Genomic DNA, 23,692 nt, shown 5'->3' on the forward strand with positions numbered 1-23,692 from the left:
ATATTTCCATGATTTGCCATGGATAATCACAATGCCTACCGTCATTACACACGCTGCTGTTCCGCTTTGCCTGGGCTTAGGCCTGGGGACAAAAGTTATCCCACCCCGCCTGCTGTTTGCCGGCATTGTTCTCGCCATGCTGCCGGACGCCGACGTGCTGGCGTTCAAGTTCGGCGTCGCGTACGGCAACGTTTTCGGCCATCGCGGCTTTACCCACTCCCTGCTTTTTGCCTTCGTGGTGCCGATACTTTGCGTACTAACTGGACGACGATGGTTCCGGGCCAGCCTGACGCGGTGCTGGCTGTTTTTAACCGTGTCACTGCTGTCGCACAGCCTGCTGGATTCGATTACCACAGGCGGGAAAGGCGTCGGCTGGCTGTGGCCGTGGTCTGATGAACGCTTCTTTGCGCCGTGGCAGGTGATCAAGGTCGCGCCGTTTGCGCTCTCACGCTATACCACGCCGTACGGGCATCAGGTGATTATTTCAGAACTGCTGTGGGTGTGGCTGCCGGGTGTGGTGCTGATGGGGTTGCTGTGGTGGAAAAGAAGGTAAAAAAAAGCCGGGTGGCGGCTGCGCCTTACCCGGCCTACTTTTGCCCGTTGGCCCGGTAAGCGTAAGCGTCACCGGGCGTTACAGACTTACTTACGGCGCCAGGTCGTTCCCTGCGGGCCGTCTTCCAGAATGATGCCCATCTCGGTCAGACGGTTACGCGCCGCATCGGCCGCCGCCCAGTCCTTCGCCTGACGCGCTTCCAGACGCGCTTTGATCAACGCTTCAATTTCCGCCACTTCACCGTCGTCCGCCTGCGCACCGCTCTGCAGGAACGCGTCCGGCTCCTGCTCCAGCAGGCCGAGCACGGCAGAGAGCTTACGCAGATGTGACGCCAGCGCATTCGCGGCCGCCATATCCTCGGACTTCAGGCGGTTCACTTCGCGCGCCATGTCGAACAGCACGGAGTAGGCTTCCGGGGTATTGAAGTCGTCGTTCATCACCTCAACGAAGCGCGCTTCGAAGGCTTCGCCGCCTGCCGCCGGAACAGACTTGTCGGTTCCGCGCAGCGCGGTGTACAGACGCTCCAGCGCCGAACGCGCCTGCTTCAGGTTCTCTTCGCTGTAGTTCAGCTGGCTGCGATAGTGGCCAGACATCAGGAAGTAGCGCACGGTTTCCGCGTCGTAATACTTCAGCACGTCGCGCACGGTAAAGAAGTTACCCAGCGATTTCGACATCTTCTCGCGGTCAACCATTACCATCCCGGAGTGCATCCAGTAGTTCACGTACTCGCCGCCGTGGGCGCAGGTGGACTGCGCGATTTCGTTTTCGTGGTGCGGGAACATCAGGTCTGAACCGCCGCCGTGAATGTCGAAGTGCTTGCCCAGCTGCTTGCAGTTCATCGCGGAACATTCAATGTGCCAGCCCGGACGGCCGTCGCCCCACGGGGATGGCCAGCTTGGTTCACCCTCTTTGGACATCTTCCACAGCACGAAGTCCATCGGGTTACGCTTCACGTCAACCACGTCAACGCGGGCACCGGCCTGGAGCTGGTCCAGATCCTGACGGGAAAGCGCACCGTAGGTTGGGTCCGTCGGCACGGAGAACATCACGTCGCCGTTGTCGGCAACATACGCATGACCGCGGGCGATCAGCTTCTCTGTGATCTCGATGATTTCGTGAATGTGGTGGGTCGCGCGCGGCTCGCTGTCCGGACGCAGAATATTCAGGGCGTCGAAGTCTTTGTGCATCTCAGCGATCATGCGATCCACCAGCGCGACAAAGCTTTCGCCGTTTTCATTGGCGCGCTTGATGATCTTATCGTCGATGTCGGTGATGTTGCGCACATATTTCAGCTTGTACCCCAGAAAACGCAGGTAGCGTGACACCACGTCGAAGGCGACAAAGGTACGGCCATGGCCAATGTGACAGAGATCGTAAACCGTAATACCACACACGTACATGCCGACTTCCCCGGCATGGATAGGTTTAAATTCCTCTTTTTGGCGCGTTATTGTATTAAAGATTTTTAACATCGAAGATTCCATGTAAACACGTGTGTGGTTGAAAACCGGCTATTCTACCCGTAATTCAAACCCGAAGCAGCACACAATGCAAGGTGATCGCATCCTGTGGTTATGCTATAACAAGCCCCTATAGATGACCCGAAGGCGGGTCGACGTACCACAATAACGGAACAGGATGCAAAAATGGTTACTTTCCACACTAATCATGGCGATATCGTAATCAAAACCTTTGATGACAAAGCGCCTGAAACAGTTAAAAACTTCCTGGACTACTGCCGCGAAGGTTTCTACAACAACACCATTTTCCACCGCGTGATCAACGGTTTCATGATCCAGGGCGGCGGTTTCGAGCCTGGCATGAACCAGAAAGCCACTAAAGAGCCGATCAAGAACGAAGCGAACAACGGCCTGAAAAACACCCGCGGCACGCTGGCGATGGCACGTACTCAGGCGCCTCACTCTGCTACTGCACAGTTCTTCATTAACGTGGCGGACAACGACTTCCTGAACTTCTCCGGCGAAAGCCTGCAGGGTTGGGGCTACTGCGTATTCGCAGAAGTGGTTGAAGGTATGGACGTGGTTGACAAGATCAAAGCCGTCTCTACTGGCCGCAGCGGTATGCACCAGGACGTTCCAAAAGAAGACGTTGTGATTACCAGCGTGACCGTCAGCGAGTAATTGGTGGCGACACTCTTTATTGCGGATCTTCATCTGCAAACAGAAGAACCGGCGATAACCGCCGGTTTTCTGCGTTTTTTACGCGGTGAAGCGAAAAGCGCTGATGCGCTGTACATCCTGGGCGACCTCTTTGAAGCCTGGATTGGCGACGACGATCCTAACCCGCTGCACCGTGAAATGGCCGCCGCCATTCACGCGCTGGTCGATTCCGGCGTCCCCTGCTACTTCATTCACGGCAACCGTGATTTCCTGATCGGCAAGCGCTACGCCCGTGAAAGCGGCATGACGCTGCTGCCGGAAGAACAGGTGCTCGATCTCTACGGCCGCAAGGTGCTGATCATGCACGGCGACACGCTCTGCACCGACGATACCGGCTACCTGGCGTTTCGCGCCAAAGTCCACACCCCGTGGATCCAGAAGGTGTTCCTTGCCCTGCCGCTGTTTATCCGCAACCGCATCGCCGCCAGAATGCGCGCAGGCAGTAAAGCCGCCAACAGCAGCAAATCCATGACCATCATGGACGTCAATCCGCAGGCGGTCGTGAGGGTAATGGAAAAGCATGAGGTTCAGTGGCTGATCCACGGTCATACCCATCGTCCTGACGTGCATTCCCTCATCGCCAACGGCCAGCCCGCACACCGCGTGGTATTGGGTGCCTGGCACACCGAAGGTTCCATGGTCAAAGTCTCGCCTGAGGGCGTGGAGCTGATCGCGTTTCCGTTTTAACCCCTCCACATCATTCTATTTTTTTGAACAATATCGGCAAATTGTTTCGATTTCAATCCGCCCGTGGTCGGCCTATTATTTATCACATCAGGGCAACACGCCCTATCCCAGACAAAACACTTAAGGATTACGACCATGAAATCCATCAAAACTTTCGTTGCAGTTGCGGCTCTCTCCCTGGTTTCTTTCGGTTCTTTCGCGCAGAGCGTGAGCGCAACCGCCTCTACCCTTGACCGCGCAGAAGCGAAAATCGCTGCACAGGCTGCTGAACAGGGCGCGTCTTATAAAATCACCAGCGCGAAGGTCGACAATCGCGTGTATATGACCGCTGAACTGACGAAATAATGATTGCCCCTCGACGAAAACAGACCGCCAGAATGCGGTCTGTTTTGTTATGAATTGATGGCAACAACGGCTCAAGATTTAACCGCGCAACCGTTTTCCTTGCCCGTATAACATGCTATTCTCTGTGCCCTCGAAAGCAGTGTGTTTCGCACCACAGGAGTTTTAAGACGCATGTCTTCCCGCAATAATCCGGCGCGTGTCGCCATCGTGATGGGGTCCAAAAGCGACTGGGCTACCATGCAGTTCGCCGCCGAAATCTTTGACATCCTGAATGTTCCGCACCACGTTGAAGTGGTCTCTGCACACCGTACGCCGGACAAACTGTTCAGCTTCGCCGAAAGCGCCGAAGAGAACGGTTATGAGGTGATCATTGCCGGTGCGGGCGGCGCAGCACATCTGCCGGGCATGATTGCCGCCAAAACCCTGGTGCCGGTTCTGGGCGTTCCGGTACAGAGCGCCGCGTTAAGCGGTGTGGATAGCCTCTACTCCATCGTTCAGATGCCGCGCGGTATTCCTGTCGGCACGCTGGCGATTGGCAAAGCGGGTGCCGCAAACGCCGCCCTGCTGGCCGCGCAGATCCTGGCGACGCACGATAAAGACTTACATGAGCGTCTGGCGGCGTGGCGTAAAGCCCAGACCGACGAAGTGCTGGACAACCCGGACCCGCGGGGTGCGGCATGAAGCAGGTTTGCGTCCTTGGTAACGGCCAGTTAGGCCGCATGCTGCGTCAGGCCGGTGAGCCGCTGGGTATTGCCGTCTGGCCCGTCGGGTTGGACGCCGAGCCAGAAGCCGTCCCATTCCACCAGAGCGTGATCACCGCCGAGATTGAACGCTGGCCGGAGACCGCTCTGACCCGCGAGCTGGCGCGTCATAACGCCTTCGTTAACCGCGACGTGTTCCCGATCGTTGCCGACCGCCTGACGCAAAAGCAGCTGTTCGACAAGCTCGGCCTCGCGACCGCGCCGTGGCAGCTCCTGTCCGATAAAAGCGAGTGGAACGACGTCTTCGCCATGCTGGGCGAGCTGGCGATCGTGAAGCGCCGCGTGGGTGGCTACGACGGCCGCGGCCAGTGGCGCCTGCGCGCAGGCGACACCGCCGAGCTGCCGGATGACTGCTACGGCGAGTGCATCGTTGAGCAGGGCATTAACTTCAGCGGTGAAGTCTCGCTGGTTGGCGCGCGCGGGCATGACGGCCGCACGGTGTTTTATCCGCTGACGCATAACCTGCATCAGGACGGCATTCTGCGCACCAGCGTCGCCTTCCCGCACGCCAATGCCGATCAGCAGGCGCAGGCGGAAGAGATGCTCTCTGCCATCATGCACGAACTCGGTTATGTCGGCGTCATGGCGATGGAGTGCTTTATCACCCCGTCCGGTCTGCTGATCAATGAACTTGCGCCGCGCGTGCACAACAGCGGCCACTGGACGCAAAACGGCGCCTCCATCAGCCAGTTCGAGCTGCACCTGCGCGCCATTACCGACCTGCCGCTGCCGCAGCCGGTGGTGAACAGCCCGTCGGTGATGATCAACCTGATCGGGACCGATCTGAACTACGACTGGCTGAAGCTGCCGCTGGTGCATCTGCACTGGTATGACAAAGAGGTCCGCGAGGGTCGTAAAGTCGGCCACCTGAACCTGAACGACAGCGACACGGGCCGTCTGAGCGCCACGCTGGAAGCCATGATCCCGCTCCTGCCGCCGGAATACGCGAGCGGTATTGTCTGGGCACAATCTAAGCTTAAATAGTTCTCCCTCCGCCGGGGAGTTGACCTCCTCTTTCCCCGGCGTACAATTCCCGCCCATTGCTGCTTAGCTTTCTTCTGGAATAACCATGAACGATGGAACGGACTATCGCGCGATCCTCGCGTCCGATACCCCTTTAATCGACGTTCGCGCGCCGATCGAATTTGCCCAGGGCGCGATGCCAGCGGCAGTCAACCTGCCTTTAATGAACGATGACGAGCGCGCCGCCGTCGGCACCTGTTATAAACGTCAGGGACCGGACGCCGCGCTGGCGCTCGGCCATCGCCTGGTAAGCGGCGACACGCGTGACGCCCGCATCAACGCCTGGCGCGAAGCCAGCCTTGCCCATCCTGAGGGCTTTCTCTGCTGCGCGCGCGGCGGCCAGCGCTCGCATATCTCGCAGGCCTGGCTGAAAGAGGCGGGTGTCGACTACCCGCTGATCCGCGGCGGCTATAAGGCCCTGCGCCAGACGGCGATTCAGGTGACCATTGAGCAGTCACAAAAGCCGATGGTGCTTATCGGCGGCTGTACCGGGAACGGTAAAACCCTGCTGGTGAAGCAGCACGCGCAGGGTATCGATCTGGAAGGGCTGGCGCACCATCGCGGCTCGTCATTTGGCCGCACGCTCACGCCGCAGCTTTCTCAGGCCAGCTTTGAAAATCACCTTGCGGTTGAGCTATTGAAAAAAGACGCCGCGCGCTGGGTACTGGAAGATGAAGGCCGGATGATTGGCTCCAACCACCTGCCGGCCTGCCTGCGCGACCGCATGGTTGAAGCCCCTATCGTGGTGGTCGAGGATCCGTTTGACATTCGTCTTGAGCGCCTGCGCGAAGAGTATTTCGACCATATGTGGACGGATTTTTCTGCCGCCTACGGCGAGGAAGCGGGCTGGAAAGAATACAGCGAGTACCTGCATCACGGCCTGTTCGCCATACGCCGCCGTCTTGGGCTGCAGCGCTTTGCGGAATTTACCGCGCTGTTAGACTCCGCGCTGCTGGAACAGCAACGCTCTGGCCGCACTGACGCGCACTTCAGCTGGCTTGTACCGCTCCTGAACGACTATTACGACCCGATGTACGGCTATCAGCTGGAGAAAAAGGCGGAAAAGATTGTGTATCGCGGGACGTACGAAGAAATTGCTGAGTGGCTTGATCGCTGAAAAAAGCCGGGTGGCGGCTACGCCTTACCCGGCCTACGCGTACTGTTGTAGCCCCGGTAAGCACAGCGCCACCGGGGAACAGACGGCTTAGAAGTCGTAACGCAGACGCACCAGGTTCATGTCGCCCAGGTTGTCGGTGCTGGAGGTGAACACGTGTTCGTAATCCACGCGGAAACCGTAATCCAGCTGGAAGCTGATCCCCACGCCGTTGTCGATGCGCTGGTAGTTACGGCCGTTCACGTACTCAATGCGATCACCCATGAAGTAAGGCTGGATGGATTTCACCGCGTACTGACCGACTGGGAACTTGTACCCTGCGAAGTATTCAATACCCCACGCGTCGCCCGCAAAGTAGTCGTTAACAGACACTTTTTTGGTGGTCAGGAAGTTCTGGTACCAGCCGCCGCCTGCGGAGAAGGTCCAGTTGTCCGGGGTCCAGCTCAGCGCGGTACCGAGGATGTTCTGGTCGTAGGTTTTGCTGTCGCCGTTGTCCGGGTTACGCATGTCGGCGCGGGTGTAGTTCCACGCTGCGCCCCAGGTCAGGTCGGTAGTCAGGTGGTAATCCAGACCCAGCGAGCCGCCGCCTTTGCGCTTGTAGCGCAGGCCGTTGCCCGGCAGGAATTCGCTGTCTTCAAACAGGTAGGATGCATAAATGTCCGCATCGCCCACGGTTTTCTTATATTTCAGCATCTGGCGTGAACGGTAAGAGCCGTCGTAATCGCCGTTGATCCCGTTACCCGGTGCCTGACCGATCATGTCGTAGTCCCAGATATCGGTTTTCGCGCCAACCACATCATAGTAAACGCTGTTCTGTTGACCGAAGGTCAGCGTACCCCAGGTGTCGCTCTTCAGACCGGTATAGAGCATACGACGCGTGGTGTCGTGTGCGCCTTCGGCGTAGTGGTGATCCCAGTTAAACTGCGCAGGAATATTCACACCCAGCTCGTAGTAGCTGATCCAGCTGATGTCATCAAACAGGTAGTAATCTGCTGCGAAACGGAAGCGGGTGCCGCCGTCAAAGCCGTTACGCTTGTAGCTGTTTTTCCCGTCGTCGCCGGTCATGTTCTGGAACTGAGGACGAATACTGCCGCCAACGGTGAAGTTCAGGCGGCTCAGCGGGTTACCCGCCTGAGGATCCTGCTTAAGAACGGTGATTTCCGCCTGAGAAGCGAAGGTCGTTAATGCCACTGCCGCGCCAATCGTTGCCGCCAGCGCTGATTTTTTTATAGTCATTATTTTTCCTTAATAGACACGCTGCTAAATATTTAGCGGGTGAATATTAACTGGAAATAATCGGGCTGTGTGGACGGGTTTTTAATGTTTTGTGCTACTAAATGAGTGGGCATTATCACTTTGTGCTATTTAAACACTACGCACCGGCATAAAAATCCGGTGCGTAATTATCACTATACTAAATCAACTCGCAAACTGACGGAACAGGGCTTTGCCCTTTAGCAGCCGCGTGCCGAGCCAGCCTCCGCAGAGAGAAAGCAGCCCCGCGCCGCACAGAGGCAGAGTCAACCAAAGACGCCAGTCAGGCTCCCACGGGAAGTCGAAGACCTTTGTCTGCAGCACCGCCAGTGCCGTCTCTGCGCCAATGGCGGCCACCAGACCGGCCACCAGCCCCAGCAGCGCAAACTCGCTCCAGAGCGTCATTCGCAGCAGCCGCTTACCGGCCCCCAGCGTGCGGTAAACCACCAGCTCCTGATGGCGCTGGCGCATGCCCACCTGCACCTGGGCCAGCAGCAACAGCACGCCGCAGATCGTTACTAGCACTACCATGACCTCCAGCGCGCGGCTCACCTGCTCCAGCACCTGCCCGACCTGCTTCAGAATCGCCCCAATATCCAGCAGGCTGACCGTCGGAAACTCCCGGTTAAGCTGGGTCAGCATGCCGTTGCCGTTCTGCCAGCGGAAGCTGGTCAGCCAGCTCTGGGGCTGCCCGTCCAGCGCCCCCGGCGGGAATATAAAGAAGAAGTTGGGCCGCAGGCTCTCCCAGTCCACCTTACGCAGGCTGGTGACTTTCGCGGTGAAGTCCTGGGTATCGCCTGTGAAGGTTACGCTGTCCCCCAGCTTCACGTTCAGCCGCGTCGCCAGCCCCTCCTCCATCGACACTTCCCCCGCTTTCGGCGGCCAGGTGCCGGCGGTTATCGGGTTGTGATCAGGGCGTTTATCCTGCCATGTCAGATTCAGCTCGCGGTTAAGCGACTCGTCCTTATTCCCCTCCGTTGGCTGGCCGTTGATCTGCGTCAGACGCGCGCGAACGATGGGATAGAACGATTCGGGGATGATGTGATGCTCCGCCAGGAAGCCCTTCAGCGGCGTAACCTGCTCAGGCGCGATATTGATCAGGAAATAGTTCGGGCTTTCCGGTGGAAGCTGCTGCTGCCAGCGGTCGAGCAGATCGCCGCGCAGCACCAGCAGCAGCGCCAGCAGCATAAACGACAGCGAGAACGCCGACAGCTGGCTGAGCGTAGACCAGGGCTGGTGCAGCAGACGGTTGACCGCCAGGCGCACGGGCAGGGATTTTACCGTCACCCTTTTCAGGAGGTTGAGCAGTATCCAGCCCAGCACGCCGCACAGCAGCGCCAGCACAACCGCCCCGGCCAGCACCGCCCACAGCAGCGTGCTGCCGCCCATCAGCCACGCCAGCAGCCCCACCGCCACCGCAATAATCACCGGAAGGTAGAACTTCAGCGGCCAGACGTTCGCCACCACATCGTTGCGAAGCACGCGCAGCGGCTGCGTGGCGAGGAGCAGGCGGTAGGGCCGGAGCCCCACCAGCACCGAGATCACCGTCATCGCGCCCATCGCCCACAGCCACGGCCAGAGGCTGGCCGGCGGCAAGGCGGCCGGGAGCACCGGTTTCAGCATCACCATCAGCAGTTTTTCAAACAGCAGCCCCATTATTCCGCCGGTCAGCGCCGACAGGACCAGCAGCATCAGCCACTGGCCGACAATGAGCTTGCGCAGCTGCGCCCGGCCCGCCCCCAGGGTTTTGAGGATCGCTACCAGGTCGTAGCGGCTGCGGCAGTAGTGCCCCATCGCCACGGCCACCGCCGCCACCGCCAGCAGCAGGGTCAACAGGGCCGACAGCAGCAGGAACTGCTGAGAGCGCTCCAGAGATTTACCGAGCGCCCCCTCGTCCTGCTCCAGCCCGTACCAGCGGTGTTCCGGTTTGAGCTGCGGCAGAAGCCATTTTTCATACGCGGCAAGCTGGGCGGGCGTGCCGCCAAACTTATAGCGCCAGGTAACGCGGCTGCCCGGCTGTACCGCATGGGTGGCCGCGACATCCGCGGTGTTCATCAGCAGACGCGGCGCAAGCTGGAACGGATTAAATCCGCCGTCGGGCTCCTGCACCACTTCCCCGGCAATCCTGAGGGTAGCGTCACCGACGTCGATACTGTCGCCGGGTTTCAGGTTCAGCAGCGCCATCAGACGCGATGCCAGCAGCACCGTACCGGGCGTCGGCTTTAACCCCGGCGGACTGGTCTGTAAGTCACCGTACATCGGGTAGATATCATCGACGGCCTTGACGCTCGCCAACTGCGGCATGTCGCCCGCGAAGGTCATGGTCTGGAAGGTGAGCTGCTCTCCCACCTTCAGCCCTTCTTTGCGCGCTGCTTCAATCCAGCCCGGCGGCACGGGGCGGGAGCTTTCCAGCGCCCTGTCCCCCGCCATAAACTCCCGGCTCTGCTGGCTAAGCCCTTTTTCCATGCGGTCGCTGACGCTGCCGAGCGCCAGCACGCAGGCCACCGCCAGGCTGAGCGCCAGCCAGACAATCAGCAGCGAGGGCGACCGCCACTCGCGCCAGAACCAGCGGGTAATCATGCTTCCTCCTGCAGAACACCGTTCACCAGCCGCAGGCGACGGTCGCAGCGCGCCGCGAGCTGCGGATCGTGGGTGACGAGGATCAACGTGGTGCCGTGCTCGCGGTTGAGCGAAAACAGCAGGTCGGCAATCCTGTCGCCGGTTTTACGGTCAAGGTTGCCGGTAGGCTCATCGGCAAACAGCACCTCAGGGCGGCCGTTAAACGCGCGGGCCAGCGCCACGCGCTGCTGCTCACCGCCGGAAAGCTGGGCGGGAAGATGGTCGAGACGTTTCCCCAGACCGAGCTGTTCCAGCAGCGCCTTCGCATGAGCGCGGCTTTCACGGCTGTTTTCACCGCGCAACAGCGCCGGAAGCTCGACGTTTTCCAGGGCGTTCAGGGTTGGGATCAGCATAAAGGACTGAAAGACAAAACCAACGTGACGCGCGCGCAGCGCGGCCCGCGCCTCTTCATCAAGCTGATGCAGCGGCTGCCCGACAAGGTGGACCTCGCCGCTGCTGCCGTCGTCCAGACCGGCTAAAATCGCCAGCAGCGTGGACTTACCGGAACCGGATTCGCCAATCAGCGCGATGGTTTCAGCGCGTTTGACAACGAGTTCAACTCCAGTAAGGATGGAAAGCTCGTGTTCCCCCTGACCGACGGACTTCTTAAGATGATGAACTTCAACACTGTTTTCCGCTGGCATTTGCCCTTCCTGTTTTTGATTCTGATGACCTTCCGCGCGGCGGCAGCGGACACGTTACTGGTTCTCGGCGACAGCCTGAGCGCAGGCTATCGCATGGCGGCTGGCGCGGCCTGGCCCGCTCTGCTCAATGACAAATGGCAGAGCAAAACGCCTGTAATCAACGCCAGCATCAGCGGCGATACCTCACAGCAAGGTTTATCGCGCCTGCCTGCGCTGCTCAAACAGCATCAGCCGCGCTGGGTGCTGGTTGAGCTCGGCGGTAATGATGGCCTGCGCGGTTTCCAGCCACAGCAAACGGAGGATACGCTGCGCACCATTTTGCAGGAGATCAAGGCGGCAAACGCCCAGCCGCTGCTGATGCAAATTCGCCTGCCCGCCAACTACGGTCGTCGGTATAATGAGGCCTTTAGCGCGATCTACCCCAAGCTTGCCAAAGAGTTTGATATTCCGCTGCTGCCATTTTTCATGGAAGAGGTCTATCTCAAACCCCAGTGGATGCAAGACGACGGGATCCACCCCAATCGCGATGCGCAGCCGTTTATTGCCGACTGGATGGCAACGCGGCTGGCTCCTTTAGTTAAACATGACTCCTGATTAAGCGGAGATCCTGACAGGTAAAGTTATGCAAAAATCGGTCTTAATTACAGGATGTTCCAGTGGAATCGGTCTGGAAAGCGCGCTCGAATTGAAGCGCCAGGGGTTTCGGGTTCTGGCGGCCTGTCGCAAACCCGACGATGTCGAACGCATGAACGGGCTGGGCTTTACCGGCGTGCTGCTGGATATGGACTCGCCGGAGAGCGTTGACCGCGCCGCCGATGAGGTGATCGCCCTGACCGGTAATCGTCTTTACGGCCTGTTTAATAATGCCGGTTACGGCGTGTATGGCCCGCTGGATACCCTCTCCCGCGAAACGCTGGAGAAGCAGTTTTCGACCAACTTTTTCGGCGTACATCAGCTCACCATGCGTCTGCTCCCCGCGATGCTGCCGCACGGTGAAGGGCGCATCGTGATGACGTCGTCGGTGATGGGGCTGATTTCCACCCCGGGCCGCGGCGCCTACGCCGCCAGTAAATATGCGCTGGAGGCCTGGTCCGACGCCCTGCGCATGGAGCTACGCCACAGCGGCATTAAGGTCAGCCTGATTGAACCTGGCCCGATCCGCACCCGCTTTACCGAAAACGTTAACCAGACGCAGGCGGATAAACCGGTCGAGAACCCCGGCATCGCCGCACGTTTTACCCTCGGGCCCGAGGCGGTGGTGGCCAAAGTGCGCCATGCTTTTGAGAGTGAACATCCCAAAATGCGCTATCCGGTGACGCTGGTCACCCACGCCGTCGGCTGGTTAAAACGCCTGCTGCCGGGCCGAATAATGGACAAAATTTTACACGGTTGAGTTGAAGCGACGACGCGCATCCCCATGTAAAGAACAAACCGACAAAAGAGAAAGCCGCATGTCCGTACAGAATATCGTCAATATCACAGAAGCTAACCTGCAACAGACTCTTGAACAGTCGATGACCAAACCGGTCCTGTTCTACTTCTGGTCTGAACGTAGCCAACACTGTCTGCAGCTGACGCCGGTGCTGGAAAGCCTTGCCGCCCAGTACAACGGTCAGTTCATTCTCGCGAAGCTGGACTGTGACGCCGAGCCGATGGTGGCGTCGCAGTTTGGTCTGCGCGCCATTCCTACCGTCTATCTGTTCCAGAACGGCCAGCCTGTTGATGGCTTCCAGGGGCCGCAGCCGGAAGAGGCTATCCGCGCCCTGCTGGATAAGGTGCTGCCGCGCGAAGAAGAGCTGAAAGCGCAGGAAGGCATGGCGCTGATGCAGGAAGGCAAATACGACGAGGCGCTGCCGCTGCTGAAAGAGGCGTGGCAGCTGTCAAAACAGAACAGCCAGATTGGCCTGCTGCTGGCGGAGACGCAGATCGCCCTGCATCGCTCAGAGGACGCGGAGGCCGTACTTAAGACGGTTCCGCTGCAGGATCAGGACACCCGCTATCAGGGGCTGGTTGCACAGATTGAGCTGCTGAAGCAGGCGGCGGATACCCCGGAAATTCAACAGCTGCAGCAGCAGGTTGCCGACAACCCGGCGGATGCCGCGCTGGCAAGCCAGCTTGCGCTGCAGCTGCATCAGGTGGGGCGTAACGAAGAGGCGCTTGAGCTGCTCTTCAGCCATCTGCAAAAAGATTTAGCCGCCGCAGACGGTCAGGCGCGCAAAATGTTCCAGGAGATCCTGGCCGCGCTGGGCACCGGCGACGCGCTGGCGTCGAAGTATCGTCGTCAGCTTTACGCGCTGTTGTATTGATAAAAAAGCCCGGTGGCGGCTTCGCCTTACCGGGCCTACAAAGACGATGTTACCCCGTCTTTTTCAACTGCGTCACCACCAGCTGGTGGCGCGCGTTGTAGAACTTCCGATAGGTCAGGTAGCAGGCAATGATGGTGGACAGGCTTGCCGTGGAAAGCAGCATAAACGTCACCATGATCTGATACTTAATCGCTTTTACCGGATCGATACCGGCAAAAATCAGCCCCGACATCATGCCCGGCAGGCTCACCAGCCCCACCGTTTTGGCGGAATCTACCGTAGGGATCAGCGATGAGCGAATGCTCTCGCGAATCAGCCGCGCCGAGGCCACTTTTGGCGTTGCCCCCAGGCTTAGTTTCTCCTGCAGCTGCTGCTGTTCGCTGCTGAAACGCTGGCCGAGGTTGTTATAACAGAGCCCAACGGCCACCATCGCGTTCCCCGCAATCATCCCGGAAATAGGGATGACCTGCATCGGCGTAAACTCAATCGAGCCGGAGAGCACCAGCACCGCCAGCGTGAGCGCCGTTCCGGTGGTAATTGCAATAAACGATGAGACAAACGCCTTATCAATGTATTTACTGCGCTTTTGTGCATTCCACGCCGCGTTAAAGCAGATAAAGAGCACCATCAGCAGCGTCAGCACCGCGTGGTTAACGTTGAAGATATACTTCAGCACATAGCCGACGATGATGAGCTGAATCACCGCGCGGCAGATACTCCACACGATATCTTTTTCCAGCCCCAGCTTTTCCCGGTAGCTGACCACAATCGCAATCAGCACCAGCACCATCGAAAAGGCCAGCGATTCGTTCGTAATGTTATGCTCACCCACGGTTTGCCTCCTGCATTTTCCCGCCGTGCGGCTGGAGCGTAATTACGTCATCCGCATGGGTTATTTCGCTAGCGTCGTGCGTCACCCACAGCACGGCAATGTTCTGCTCCCGGGCGTAACGATGAATAATCTCGTTAACGTTGCGCTTGTTGACGTCATCGAGCGCGCTGGTGATTTCGTCCAGCAACAACACCTTCGGTAAAAACTGCAGGTTGCGGATCAGCGAGACCCGCTGCTTTTCGCCGCCCGACAGCGCGTTGATGGATTTGCTCAGCGTCTCCTGCGCCAGCCCAAAGCGGGCCAGATCGTGGATAAACTTTTCCGGCTCCGGCGTTTTATTGCGGATTTGCCACGGAAAAATCAGGTTGTCATAGACCGTATCGCCAAAAAGCACGGGCGTTTGCACGCAGTACGAGACCTGCTGGCGATAGCTTTCCGGGGAAAGCGAGGCGATATCTTCGCCTTCAAACAGAATGGCTCCCTCCGTCGGGCTGAGGAGTGACGCCACAATCTTCAGCAGCGTGCTTTTCCCACAGCCTGAGGGACCCGTGATTATTTTAAACTCGCCCGGCGACAGGCGAAATCCGACGTGCTGCAGGATTGTGTTTTCCCCGACTCGAAATCCGACATCCCTGAGAAGTAATTCGTTTTTTTTATCGTTCATTGCGCTTCCGTTGACCGCTTTTTGTCATAACCGTCTGTAGCATAATCCTTTCGCCCGCGCAGCGCGAATAGCCTCACGCTGAAGCAAGTGTTAAGCTTTTTGTTTGTAAATTGTCACCACCATCACTACAGGAAGTATGCAGCATGGCACATATTTTTTATGAGTTTCCCTCCCTGAAGCCTGGTGTTCCTGATGTCGAAACATTAATGGACGTCATCAAATCGTCGGAACGCACGCGTTTTGTGATGGGTGAAGAGGTGGTCGATTTTGTTAAGAAGGCGCTCATCGTGAACACCACGATCGGCAGCTTCAAAAATTGCTATTTTGCCTTCGACAACGGGACACACTTCCTTGAATTTGACGGTAAAGGCAAATCAAAACGCTTCAATGAGGTGCCGGACTGGTTCGTCTCTCCGGCGGAATTTTCGCGCACCCAGTGGCTTATCAACCACAATCTTGCGGATGTGAAAGCCACCCGGTTCATTGACGTCCTGATGTCCTACCCGCTGAAAGCGCGCCGCGCGCACTGCAATTTGCTGTTCGGACTGGAGCTGGAAAAGGTGAACGCGGTTCCGGCCACGGCGTCAGCGGCAGGTAAAATCGGCAATAAAAACGGTAAAACCACCAAGCCCCGCGTCACCGATCTGGGCTCGTTCGAGCTGTTCAGCCAGTTCTTTGCGCGCATGAAAACCGCCGTGCAGGCCGATGAGTTCCCTACTCTGCAGATCCTGACGGGCATGGATAACCTGGTAAAAGCGCCGCATAATTTAAAGCAGGGCATCAGAACCTGGTTTAAAGCCATCGCGGGGGACCTTCCACCGAATAACAAACGCGTTGAGGCGGGAAATGCCGTTCTGTTCTGCGCCCCCCTTCGCGAACAGATCCAGCGTATCGAAGCGCGGGGGCTGGAGCATTACTACCAGGGATTATCCAAAGCCATTGCCGAAGCGGGTGATGGCTTCATCTCTGACTTTACCTATACTTACGAGCAATAAACACACACTTTCACTCATCACGGCATGCAAAACAGGAGGTTTTTATGCTTATCGTTGTTCCCGTCCTTATTTTCGTTGCGCTGGTTATCGTGGGCGCTGGCGTCAAAATTGTCCCTCAGGGTTATCAGTGGACCGTCGAGCGTTTCGGCCGTTACACCAACACGCTCCAGCCCGGCTTAAGCCTGATTGTCCCGTTCATGGACAGGATAGGCCGCAAGATCAACATGATGGAGCAGGTTCTGGACATTCCGTCCCAGGAAGTGATCTCCAAGGATAACGCCAACGTCACCATCGACGCCGTCTGTTTTATTCAGGTGATTGATGCGCCGAAGGCGGCCTATGAGGTCAGCAACCTGGAGCTGGCGATCGTCAACCTGACAATGACCAACATCCGTACCGTACTCGGCTCGATGGAGCTGGACGAAATGCTTTCCCAGCGCGACAGCATTAACACCCGCCTGCTGCACATTGTCGATGAGGCCACCAACCCGTGGGGGATCAAAGTCACCCGCATCGAGATCCGCGACGTGCGCCCGCCGGCGGAGCTGATTGCCTCCATGAACGCCCAGATGAAAGCCGAGCGAACCAAGCGCGCCTACATTCTGGAAGCCGAAGGGGTACGCCAGGCGGAGATACTCAAAGCGGAAGGGGAAAAACAGTCGCAGATCCTGAAAGCGGAAGGCGACCGTCAGTCCGCATTCTTACAGGCGGAAGCGCGTGAACGTTCCGCCGAAGCGGAAGCCCGCGCGACCCAGATGGTGTCCGAGGCAATTGCCGCCGGTGATATTCAGGCCGTGAACTACTTCGTTGCGCAAAAATATACCGACGCGCTGAAAGAGATCGGCTCGGCGAACAACAGCAAAGTGGTGATGATGCCGCTGGATGCCAGCAGCCTGATGGGCTCTATCGCGGGGATCGCCGAACTGATCAAGGACAGCGGAAACGAGCGTAAAAAATGATTGAGCTCATCGTTGCACATCCTCATGCCTTCTGGCTAAGTCTCGGTGGCTTATTGCTGGCGGCGGAGATGCTGGGCGGCAACGGCTACCTGCTCTGGAGCGGTGTGGCCGCCGTCATTACCGGTCTTCTGGTCTGGATCCTTCCCCTGGACTGGGCGTGGCAGGGAGCGCTGTTTGCCGCGCTGACGCTGGTGGCCGCCTGGCTGTGGTGGCGCTGGCTTAACCGGCGGGTTAACGAGCAGAAACCGGTGGACGCCCACCTTAACCAGCGCGGACAGCAGATTGTCGGCAAGCGTTTTACCCTCGACACCGCGCTGGTGAACGGACGCGGGCACATGCGCGTAGGCGACAGCTCGTGGCCGGTGGTGGCCGACGATGACCTCAGCGCCGGCACGCGGGTTGAAGTCATTGCGGTGGAAGGTATTACCCTGCGGGTAAAAGCCTGCTAAGCGTGGGTTTTGCGGTGGCAGCAGCCGGCAAGATTATCAATAATCGGGCAGTCGGCGCTGTCATCCCCCGGACAGGAGTCCGCGAGCTGCAGCAGCTGTTCGCGCATCGCCTGCAGTTCGACGATGTGGCGTTCAATTTCGGCCACCTTTTCCAGGGTGCGTTTTTTCACGTCGGCGCTGTGACGCTTAGGATCGTTGAACAGGTTAACCAGCTCGCCGCACTCTTCCAGATTAAACCCGACCTGTCTTGCCTGGCGCAGCAGCGTCAGCTCATCGAGATGCAGCTGCGTGTAGCTGCGGTAGCCGTTTTCACTGCGCAGCGGCGGCGTTACCAGCCCCTTCTCTTCATAAAAGCGGATCGCTTTGCTGGTTAAGCCGGTTTTTTTTGCCACGTCACTGATATTCACATTTCCCCCTTGACCTTCCCCTTGATGGAAGGTTTAACCTTCATAACAGTTAGCGAAAAGCGTTACTCCGGTCAACAACTGACCAATATATTATACGGGAGTTTTGTTATGTCTCACACTATCGACCTGACGCTGGACGGCCTCTCCTGCGGCCACTGCGTCAAACGCGTTAAAGAAAGCCTGGAACAGCGTCCTGACGTTGAAAGCGCTGAAGTGACTATCGACCATGCCGCCGTGACCGGCAGCGCCAGCGCGGACGCGCTGATTGATACCATTAAACAGGCCGGTTACGGGGCGGAGTTAAGCCACCCAAAGGCTAAACCGCTGGCAGAGTCATCATCCCCGTCGGAAGCACTGACAGCGGCCACTCCTGAGCTTCCGGCAGCGGATGATATTGATGACAGCCAACAGCTGCTGATCAACGGCATGAGCTGCGCCAGCTGCGTCTCCCGGGTACAAAACGCCCTGCAGGCGGTCCCGGGCGTCGCGCAGGCACGGGTCAATCTCGCGGAGCGCACTGCGCTGGTAATGGGCAGCGCCTCCGCCGCAGAGTTAGTGCAGGCCGTTGAAAAAGCGGGCTACGGCGCGGAGGCCATCGAAGATGATGCCGAACGCCGCGAGCGCCAGCAGGAAACGGCTATCGCCACCATGAAGCGCTTCCGCTGGCAGGCGATTGTCGCCCTGCTGGTGGGTATTCCGGTGATGGTGTGGGGCATGATGGGTGACAACATGATGGTCACCGACGACAACCGCACCCTGTGGCTGGTGATTGGTCTGATTACCCTTGCGGTGATGGTGTTTGCAGGCGGGCATTTCTATACCAGCGCCTGGAAGAGCCTGAAAAACCGCACCGCGACGATGGATACCCTGGTCGCCCTCGGGACCGGCGCGGCGTGGCTCTATTCCATGAGCGTGAACGTCTGGCCCCAGTGGTTCCCGATGGAAGCGCGGCATCTCTATTATGAAGCGAGCGCAATGATTATCGGTCTGATCAACTTAGGCCATATGCTGGAAGCCCGCGCCCGTCAGCGTTCCTCGAAAGCGCTGGAACGCTTGCTCGATTTAACCCCGCCGACGGCCCGCGTGGTCACGGACGAGGGGGAAAAGAGCGTCCCGCTGGCCGAGGTTCAGCCCGGCATGACGCTGCGTCTGACCACGGGAGACCGCGTTCCCGTTGACGGCAAGATAACCCAGGGCGAAGCCTGGCTGGATGAAGCGATGCTGACCGGGGAACCGATCCCCCAGCAGAAATCCGACGGCGACGCCGTGCATGCCGGTACGGTCGTGCAGGACGGCAGCGTGCTGTTCACCGCCAGCGCCGTCGGCAGCCACACCACGCTGTCGCGTATTATCCGCATGGTACGCCAGGCGCAGAGCAGCAAGCCGGAGATTGGCCAGCTTGCTGACAAAATCTCGGCCATTTTTGTGCCGGTGGTGGTCGGCATTGCCCTGCTAAGCGCGGCGATCTGGTACTTCTTCGGCCCCGCGCCGCAGATTGTGTATACCCTGGTGATCGCCACCACGGTGCTGATCATCGCCTGTCCTTGCGCCCTTGGCCTGGCGACGCCGATGTCGATTATCTCCGGCGTAGGGCGCGCGGCCGAATTTGGCGTACTGGTGCGGGACGCGGACGCGCTGCAGCGGGCCAGTACCCTGGACACGCTGGTGTTTGATAAAACCGGCACGCTGACGGAAGGTAAACCGCAGGTGGTCGCCGTCACGACCGCAGGCATTGCCGAAGCGGAGGCGCTGCGTCTCGCCGCCGCGCTGGAGCAAGGCTCAAGCCATCCGCTGGCGCGCGCTATTCTCGATAAAGCCAATGCGTCTGCCCTGCCGCAGGTGAGCAACTTCCGCACCCTGCGCGGGCTCGGCGTGAGCGGTGAGGCAGAAGGCCATGCGCTGCTGCTGGGCAACCAGGCGCTGCTCAATGAAAACGGTATTGATACCGCCGCGCTGGAAAACGAGCTGAAGGCGCAGGCGCCTCAGGGCGCTACCCCGGTTCTGCTGGCGGTGGACGGCAAAGCCGCCGCGCTGCTGGCCGTGCGAGATCCGCTTCGCCAGGACAGCGTGGATGCCTTACAGCGCCTGCACCGTGCGGGCTACCGTCTGGTGATGCTGACCGGGGATAACCCGACCACCGCCAACGCCATCGCGAAAGAAGCCGGTATTGATGAGGTGATTGCGGGCGTACTGCCGGACGGCAAAGCGGACGCTATTAAAAACCTGCAACGTCAGGGCCGTCAGGTGGCAATGGTCGGCGACGGCATCAACGATGCCCCGGCGCTGGCCCAGGCGGATGTGGGGATCGCGATGGGCGGCGGCAGCGACGTGGCCATCGAAACCGCCGCCATTACGCTGATGCGCCACAGCCTGATGGGCGTGGCCGATGCGCTGGCCATTTCGAAAGCCACGCTGCGCAACATGAAGCAGAACCTGCTGGGGGCGTTCGTCTATAACACCCTCGGGATCCCAATCGCGGCCGGTATTTTGTGGCCGCTGACCGGTACGCTGCTGAACCCGGTGGTCGCGGGCGCGGCGATGGCGCTCTCCTCCATCACCGTGGTCAGCAACGCCAACCGGCTGTTGCGGTTTAAACCGAAGGATTGAACCTTGTACCCGTACGCGCTAGCATGAACCTTTCCGTTTATGGAGCGCGTATGGGTCTGTTTCATCGTATAAAAACATCGTTTCGCGCCCTTTTCCCTCGCCGTTACGCCTGGCCCGGTCTGGATATCTCGCTTCCCGGCGGGCAACACCTGCACCTGGTCGGCAGTATCCATATGGGCACGCAGGGTATGTCACCTCTGCCGCCCGGTCTGATAAAGCGCCTGAAGCGCGCCGACGCGCTGGTCGTCGAGGCGGACATCTCGGGCCATGAGTCACCGTTTGCCGGGCTTGAAAGCGATCTCCCGCTGGCGGAACGTCTGAATGAGGCCCAGCTCGCGGAACTGACGCGCGTCGCCGAGGAAACCGGCGTATCGCTCTCCATGATTGACACCCTGCCGCTGTGGCAAATCGCAATGGTATTACAGGCCACGCAGGCCCAGCGTCTGGGGCTGCGGGGTGATTACGGCATTGATTACCAGCTGCTGAACGTGGCGCGGGCGCGCCGTATGCCGATCATCGAACTGGAAGGTACGGACAGCCAGATTGCGCTCCTGCGAGAGCTTCCCGACGACGGTCTGATGCTGCTGGATGATACCCTCACCCACTGGCACACCAACGCACGCCTGCTGCAGACCATGATTGGCTGGTGGCTGGATGCACCGCCTGCGGACGGCAGGCTGGCGTTACCGTCAACGTTCAGTGAATCGCTGTATGATGTGCTGATGAATGCGCGTAACAAAGCCTGGCGAGAGACGCTGCATGCTCTGCCTGCGGGGGAATACGTGGTGGCGGTTGGGGCGTTACATTTATACGGCGAAGGGAATTTGCCGTCGTTGCTGAAATAAAAAAATGGCCAATATCTCTATTGGCCCGTCAAAGAGGAATTTCATCGTTTTTATTATACCGAAGTGACCTTCGGCTGAGCCGATTGTCGCTCAAAGTGACCATCACTGCCAACACTATTGCGCAAGATGGTGCTATTTTTTAGACAAACGTCAGGCGTATGCTGGCTGCATGAATTGTCTGTCGTAAGAAGGATAGCTATGACTCCCGCCGTTAAATTACTTGAAAAAAACAACATTTCTTTCCGGATCCACACCTACGATCACGATCCGAATGAAACCAACTTTGGTGATGAAGTGGTGCGCAAGCTGGGGCTGAACGCGGACCAGGTCTATAAAACGCTGCTGGTGGCGGTGAATGGCGATATGAAGCACCTCGCCGTGGCGGTGACTCCCGTGGCGGGACAGCTGGATCTGAAGAAGGTCGCTAAAGCGCTGGGGGCGAAGAAGGTGGATATGGCGGATCCGATGGTGGCGCAGCGCACCACGGGCTACCTGGTGGGCGGCATCAGCCCGCTCGGGCAGAAAAAACGCCTGCCGACGCTGATCGATGCCCCTTCACAGGAATTTGAGACCATCTATATTTCCGGCGGCAAGCGCGGGCTGGATATTGAGCTGGCCGCGGGCGACCTGGCGAAAATGCTGGACGCGAAGTTTGCGGATATTGCGCGACGGGATTGAGAAAATTGCCCGGTGGCGCTGCGCTTACCGGGCCTACGATTCGAATGTAGGCCGGGTAAGGCGAAGCCGCCACCCGGCAACACAACCGCACTACTGCCAGCTCACCTCGCCTTTCGGCTCATACGCATTCACGTCAATCGGCGAATTCTGCTCAATATACTGCTTCAGCACTTCTGCATCGATAAAGCCGGTGTTCACGTAGCCCGGTTTATTATCAATATGCGGATAGCCGTCGCCGCCGGTGGCGTTAAAGCTTAACGTCGCCAGACGGTAGGTTTTCGCCGGGTCAACCGGTTCGCCTTTGATCTTCAGGTCGTTAAGCTTGCCGTCTTTCGCTACGAAGCTCACGTTGGCAAACTGCGGATAGGCCCCGGAATCCGGCTTCATCTGCGCCACGGCGGTCAGGTAGTCAATGACCTCTTTCCCGCTCATGTCGGCATAAACCACCACGTTACCGAACGGCTGCACCTTCAGAACGTCTTTATAGGTGATGTTTCCACCTTCGATGGAATCACGAATGCCGCCGCCGCTCATCACGCCAAAATCAGCCCCGGTGCGCGCCATTTGCGCCGCCAGCACCAGGTGCCCCATGTTGGTCTGCACGAAGCGAACTTTGCTGCGGTCCCCCTCCAGACGACCGTTCAGCGTGCCGATTTTCACGTCCAGCTGCGCCTTGCCTTTGTTCTGGAACGGCGTCAGCAGGGAGAGCATCTGCTGGTTTTCTGGAATCTCTGGGGTGTAAAGTACGCGCTCGCTTTTCCCGTCCGGGTAGGTGACCTTCTTCTTCAGGTTGACCGGAATGAGCTGATAGTGCACCAGCTTCATCTCGCCGTTACGGAACTCGAAGTCCGCCCGGCCTACGTATTTGCCCCACTCGTGCGCCTGCACAATCCAGATACCGTTCTGACGGTCTGGCGCACACGGCGTGCCCGGCACGTAGTCCACCTGCTTTTTATTCTCGGATGCCATGCAGACCGGATCCTGTGAGTGACCACCCACAATCATCGCCAGCGAGCCCGCCGGCAGGCTGCGCGCCATCTCCACGTCGCCCGGCGCATTGGAGCCGTGCTCACCGTTGTCGTAGTGCCCCATGTGCGTGGTGGCAATAATCACGTCCGGCTTTTCGTTTTGCTGCAGCTCCTGAATCACCAGCTTCGCTTCGTCTGCCGGTTTGCGGAATTCGATATCGGTGAAGAACTCAGGGTTGCCAATTTTCGCCGTGTCGTCGGTGGTTAAGCCGATGACCGCGATCTTCAGATCCTGACGCTTAAACAGCGCCCACGGCTTGAACAGGCGTTCGCCGGTGCTTTTCTGGTAAATGTTGGCGGAGAGGAACGGGAATTTGGCCCACTTCTCCTGCTGACGCAGGACGCTCAGCGGATTATCAAACTCATGGTTACCGACGGCCATCGCGTCGTAGCCAATCAGGTTCATGCCGCGGAAATCGGGCTCGGCGTCCTGCAGGTCGGATTCCGGCACGCCGGTATTGATATCGCCTCCCGACAGCAGCAGCACGCTGCCGCCCTGGGCTGCCACCTCTTTACGAATGCCGTCCACCAGCGTTTTTTGCGCCGACAGGCCATATTCGCCGTATTCACTGCGCCAGAAATGACCGTGGTGATCGTTGGTATGCAGAATGGTGATTTTATAGGTTTTGTCTTTTTCATACGCCTGCACGGGCAGGCTTACCAGCCCCCACGCCGCGATGAGCGCCAGCGCGACGCCCCGCTTCATTAACTTCATCTTCTCTCTCCCTGACCAATAGACAAA

At 58.7% G+C, this 23,692-nt stretch carries 24 protein-coding genes; 16 read left to right on the forward strand and 8 right to left on the reverse strand.

Annotation, left to right across the window (positions count from 1 at the left end):
- Positions 1-31 precede the first annotated feature (31 nt).
- Entirely contained in the window at positions 32-553 is a 522-nt protein-coding gene (locus tag LLF79_RS09705) for a metal-dependent hydrolase (protein ID WP_008499329.1), read from the forward strand.
- Between the two features lie 86 nt (positions 554-639).
- Here LLF79_RS09705 and cysS read toward each other — a convergent pair whose 3' ends face one another.
- Positions 640-2,025, reverse strand: coding sequence for a cysteine--tRNA ligase (gene cysS, locus LLF79_RS09710; RefSeq protein WP_227879443.1), 1,386 nt, complete (start codon positions 2,023-2,025; stop codon positions 640-642).
- A gap of 174 nt (positions 2,026-2,199) precedes the next feature.
- Here cysS and ppiB point away from each other — a divergent pair, with 174 nt between their 5' ends.
- The 6 genes from ppiB to mnmH all read left to right on the forward strand — a co-directional run bounded on the left by ppiB (position 2,200) and on the right by mnmH (position 6,666).
- Positions 2,200-2,694 carry a peptidylprolyl isomerase B gene (gene ppiB / locus LLF79_RS09715; protein WP_008499327.1) on the forward strand — a complete coding sequence of 165 codons (495 nt, stop codon included), beginning with the start codon at positions 2,200-2,202 and terminating at the stop codon, positions 2,692-2,694.
- A 3-nt stretch (positions 2,695-2,697) separates the two neighbouring features.
- Positions 2,698-3,420, forward strand: coding sequence for a UDP-2,3-diacylglucosamine diphosphatase (gene lpxH / locus LLF79_RS09720; RefSeq protein ID WP_023326824.1), 723 nt, complete (start codon positions 2,698-2,700; stop codon positions 3,418-3,420).
- 135 nt (positions 3,421-3,555) lie between these two features.
- Positions 3,556-3,765, forward strand: a complete 210-nt coding sequence (locus tag LLF79_RS09725; RefSeq protein WP_008499325.1) for a YdgH/BhsA/McbA-like domain containing protein — start codon at positions 3,556-3,558, stop codon at positions 3,763-3,765.
- A gap of 171 nt (positions 3,766-3,936) precedes the next feature.
- On the forward strand, positions 3,937-4,446 hold the full coding sequence (gene purE / locus LLF79_RS09730; protein ID WP_021241611.1) for a 5-(carboxyamino)imidazole ribonucleotide mutase: 510 nt from the start codon (positions 3,937-3,939) through the stop codon (positions 4,444-4,446).
- The gene (purK, locus tag LLF79_RS09735; RefSeq protein ID WP_032656600.1) at positions 4,443-5,510 is read left to right on the forward strand and encodes a 5-(carboxyamino)imidazole ribonucleotide synthase; all 1,068 of its coding nucleotides are present in this window, start codon (positions 4,443-4,445) and stop codon (positions 5,508-5,510) included. Before purE ends, purK begins: the two co-directional genes overlap by 4 nt.
- A gap of 85 nt (positions 5,511-5,595) precedes the next feature.
- Positions 5,596-6,666 carry a tRNA 2-selenouridine(34) synthase MnmH gene (gene mnmH / locus LLF79_RS09740; RefSeq protein ID WP_227879444.1) on the forward strand — a complete coding sequence of 357 codons (1,071 nt, stop codon included), beginning with the start codon at positions 5,596-5,598 and terminating at the stop codon, positions 6,664-6,666.
- An 87-nt stretch (positions 6,667-6,753) separates the two neighbouring features.
- Here mnmH and LLF79_RS09745 read toward each other — a convergent pair whose 3' ends face one another.
- The 3 genes from LLF79_RS09745 to ybbA form a co-directional block, all read right to left on the reverse strand.
- Positions 6,754-7,899, reverse strand: a complete 1,146-nt coding sequence (locus LLF79_RS09745; RefSeq protein ID WP_023617276.1) for a porin — start codon at positions 7,897-7,899, stop codon at positions 6,754-6,756.
- 183 nt (positions 7,900-8,082) lie between these two features.
- Entirely contained in the window at positions 8,083-10,497 is a 2,415-nt protein-coding gene (gene ybbP / locus LLF79_RS09750) for a putative ABC transporter permease subunit YbbP (protein WP_227879445.1), read from the reverse strand.
- Entirely contained in the window at positions 10,494-11,180 is a 687-nt protein-coding gene (gene ybbA / locus LLF79_RS09755) for a putative ABC transporter ATP-binding protein YbbA (RefSeq protein ID WP_008499319.1), read from the reverse strand. The genes ybbP and ybbA overlap by 4 nt, the downstream gene beginning before the upstream one ends.
- On the opposite strand from ybbA, the gene tesA reads away from it, so the two are divergent.
- The 3 genes from tesA to LLF79_RS09770 are packed head-to-tail and all read left to right on the forward strand — an operon-like array spanning position 11,148 to position 13,486.
- Positions 11,148-11,774: a multifunctional acyl-CoA thioesterase I/protease I/lysophospholipase L1 gene (tesA, locus tag LLF79_RS09760; protein WP_122008371.1), complete on the forward strand. Its 627-nt coding sequence runs from the start codon at positions 11,148-11,150 to the stop codon at positions 11,772-11,774. The two genes, ybbA and tesA, sit on opposite strands and share 33 nt — an antisense overlap.
- Before the next feature lie 28 nt (positions 11,775-11,802).
- Positions 11,803-12,573: an SDR family oxidoreductase gene (locus LLF79_RS09765; RefSeq protein WP_008499317.1), complete on the forward strand. Its 771-nt coding sequence runs from the start codon at positions 11,803-11,805 to the stop codon at positions 12,571-12,573.
- A gap of 58 nt (positions 12,574-12,631) precedes the next feature.
- Entirely contained in the window at positions 12,632-13,486 is an 855-nt protein-coding gene (locus tag LLF79_RS09770; RefSeq protein WP_023293125.1) for a co-chaperone YbbN, read from the forward strand.
- Positions 13,487-13,535: 49 nt separating this feature from the next.
- Here the strand turns inward: LLF79_RS09770 and fetB are convergent, their stop codons facing one another.
- Entirely contained in the window at positions 13,536-14,318 is a 783-nt protein-coding gene (gene fetB, locus LLF79_RS09775; protein ID WP_023293126.1) for an iron efflux ABC transporter permease subunit FetB, read from the reverse strand.
- Positions 14,311-14,982, reverse strand: coding sequence for an iron efflux ABC transporter ATP-binding subunit FetA (gene fetA, locus LLF79_RS09780; RefSeq protein ID WP_227879446.1), 672 nt, complete (start codon positions 14,980-14,982; stop codon positions 14,311-14,313). The genes fetB and fetA overlap by 8 nt, the downstream gene beginning before the upstream one ends.
- Positions 14,983-15,125: 143 nt before the next feature.
- Here fetA and LLF79_RS09785 point away from each other — a divergent pair, with 143 nt between their 5' ends.
- Genes LLF79_RS09785 through LLF79_RS09795 form a run of 3 tightly spaced genes read left to right on the forward strand, consistent with a single transcriptional unit; the run spans position 15,126 to position 17,385 of the window.
- Entirely contained in the window at positions 15,126-15,977 is an 852-nt protein-coding gene (locus LLF79_RS09785) for a hypothetical protein (protein ID WP_227879447.1), read from the forward strand.
- A 44-nt stretch (positions 15,978-16,021) separates the two neighbouring features.
- Positions 16,022-16,936: an SPFH domain-containing protein gene (locus LLF79_RS09790; protein ID WP_008499312.1), complete on the forward strand. Its 915-nt coding sequence runs from the start codon at positions 16,022-16,024 to the stop codon at positions 16,934-16,936.
- Positions 16,933-17,385: an NfeD family protein gene (locus LLF79_RS09795; protein WP_008499311.1), complete on the forward strand. Its 453-nt coding sequence runs from the start codon at positions 16,933-16,935 to the stop codon at positions 17,383-17,385. The genes LLF79_RS09790 and LLF79_RS09795 overlap by 4 nt, the downstream gene beginning before the upstream one ends.
- Here the strand turns inward: LLF79_RS09795 and cueR are convergent.
- The gene (gene cueR, locus LLF79_RS09800) at positions 17,382-17,792 is read right to left on the reverse strand and encodes a Cu(I)-responsive transcriptional regulator (RefSeq protein WP_021241620.1); all 411 of its coding nucleotides are present in this window, start codon (positions 17,790-17,792) and stop codon (positions 17,382-17,384) included. The two genes, LLF79_RS09795 and cueR, sit on opposite strands and share 4 nt — an antisense overlap.
- Before the next feature lie 108 nt (positions 17,793-17,900).
- Between cueR and copA the strand changes: the two genes are divergently transcribed.
- The 3 genes from copA to ybaK all read left to right on the forward strand — a co-directional run bounded on the left by copA (position 17,901) and on the right by ybaK (position 21,922).
- Positions 17,901-20,399: a copper-exporting P-type ATPase CopA gene (copA, locus tag LLF79_RS09805; RefSeq protein ID WP_100122742.1), complete on the forward strand. Its 2,499-nt coding sequence runs from the start codon at positions 17,901-17,903 to the stop codon at positions 20,397-20,399.
- A 50-nt stretch (positions 20,400-20,449) separates the two neighbouring features.
- Positions 20,450-21,244 (forward strand): TraB/GumN family protein, encoded by a 795-nt coding sequence (locus tag LLF79_RS09810; RefSeq protein ID WP_023293131.1) that lies wholly within the window; start codon positions 20,450-20,452, stop codon positions 21,242-21,244.
- Positions 21,245-21,442: 198 nt separating this feature from the next.
- Positions 21,443-21,922 carry a Cys-tRNA(Pro)/Cys-tRNA(Cys) deacylase YbaK gene (ybaK, locus tag LLF79_RS09815; protein WP_021241623.1) on the forward strand — a complete coding sequence of 160 codons (480 nt, stop codon included), beginning with the start codon at positions 21,443-21,445 and terminating at the stop codon, positions 21,920-21,922.
- A gap of 90 nt (positions 21,923-22,012) precedes the next feature.
- On the opposite strand, the gene ushA is transcribed toward ybaK, so the two are convergent.
- Complete coding sequence (gene ushA, locus LLF79_RS09820; protein ID WP_023326816.1) at positions 22,013-23,665, reverse strand: bifunctional UDP-sugar hydrolase/5'-nucleotidase UshA; 1,653 nt, start codon at positions 23,663-23,665, stop codon at positions 22,013-22,015.
- Positions 23,666-23,692 lie beyond the last annotated feature (27 nt).

Origin of the sequence: Enterobacter cloacae complex sp. 2021EL-01169 (genome assembly GCF_020733125.1) — a bacterium.
GTDB classification, from domain to species: Bacteria; Pseudomonadota; Gammaproteobacteria; order Enterobacterales; family Enterobacteriaceae; genus Enterobacter; species Enterobacter roggenkampii.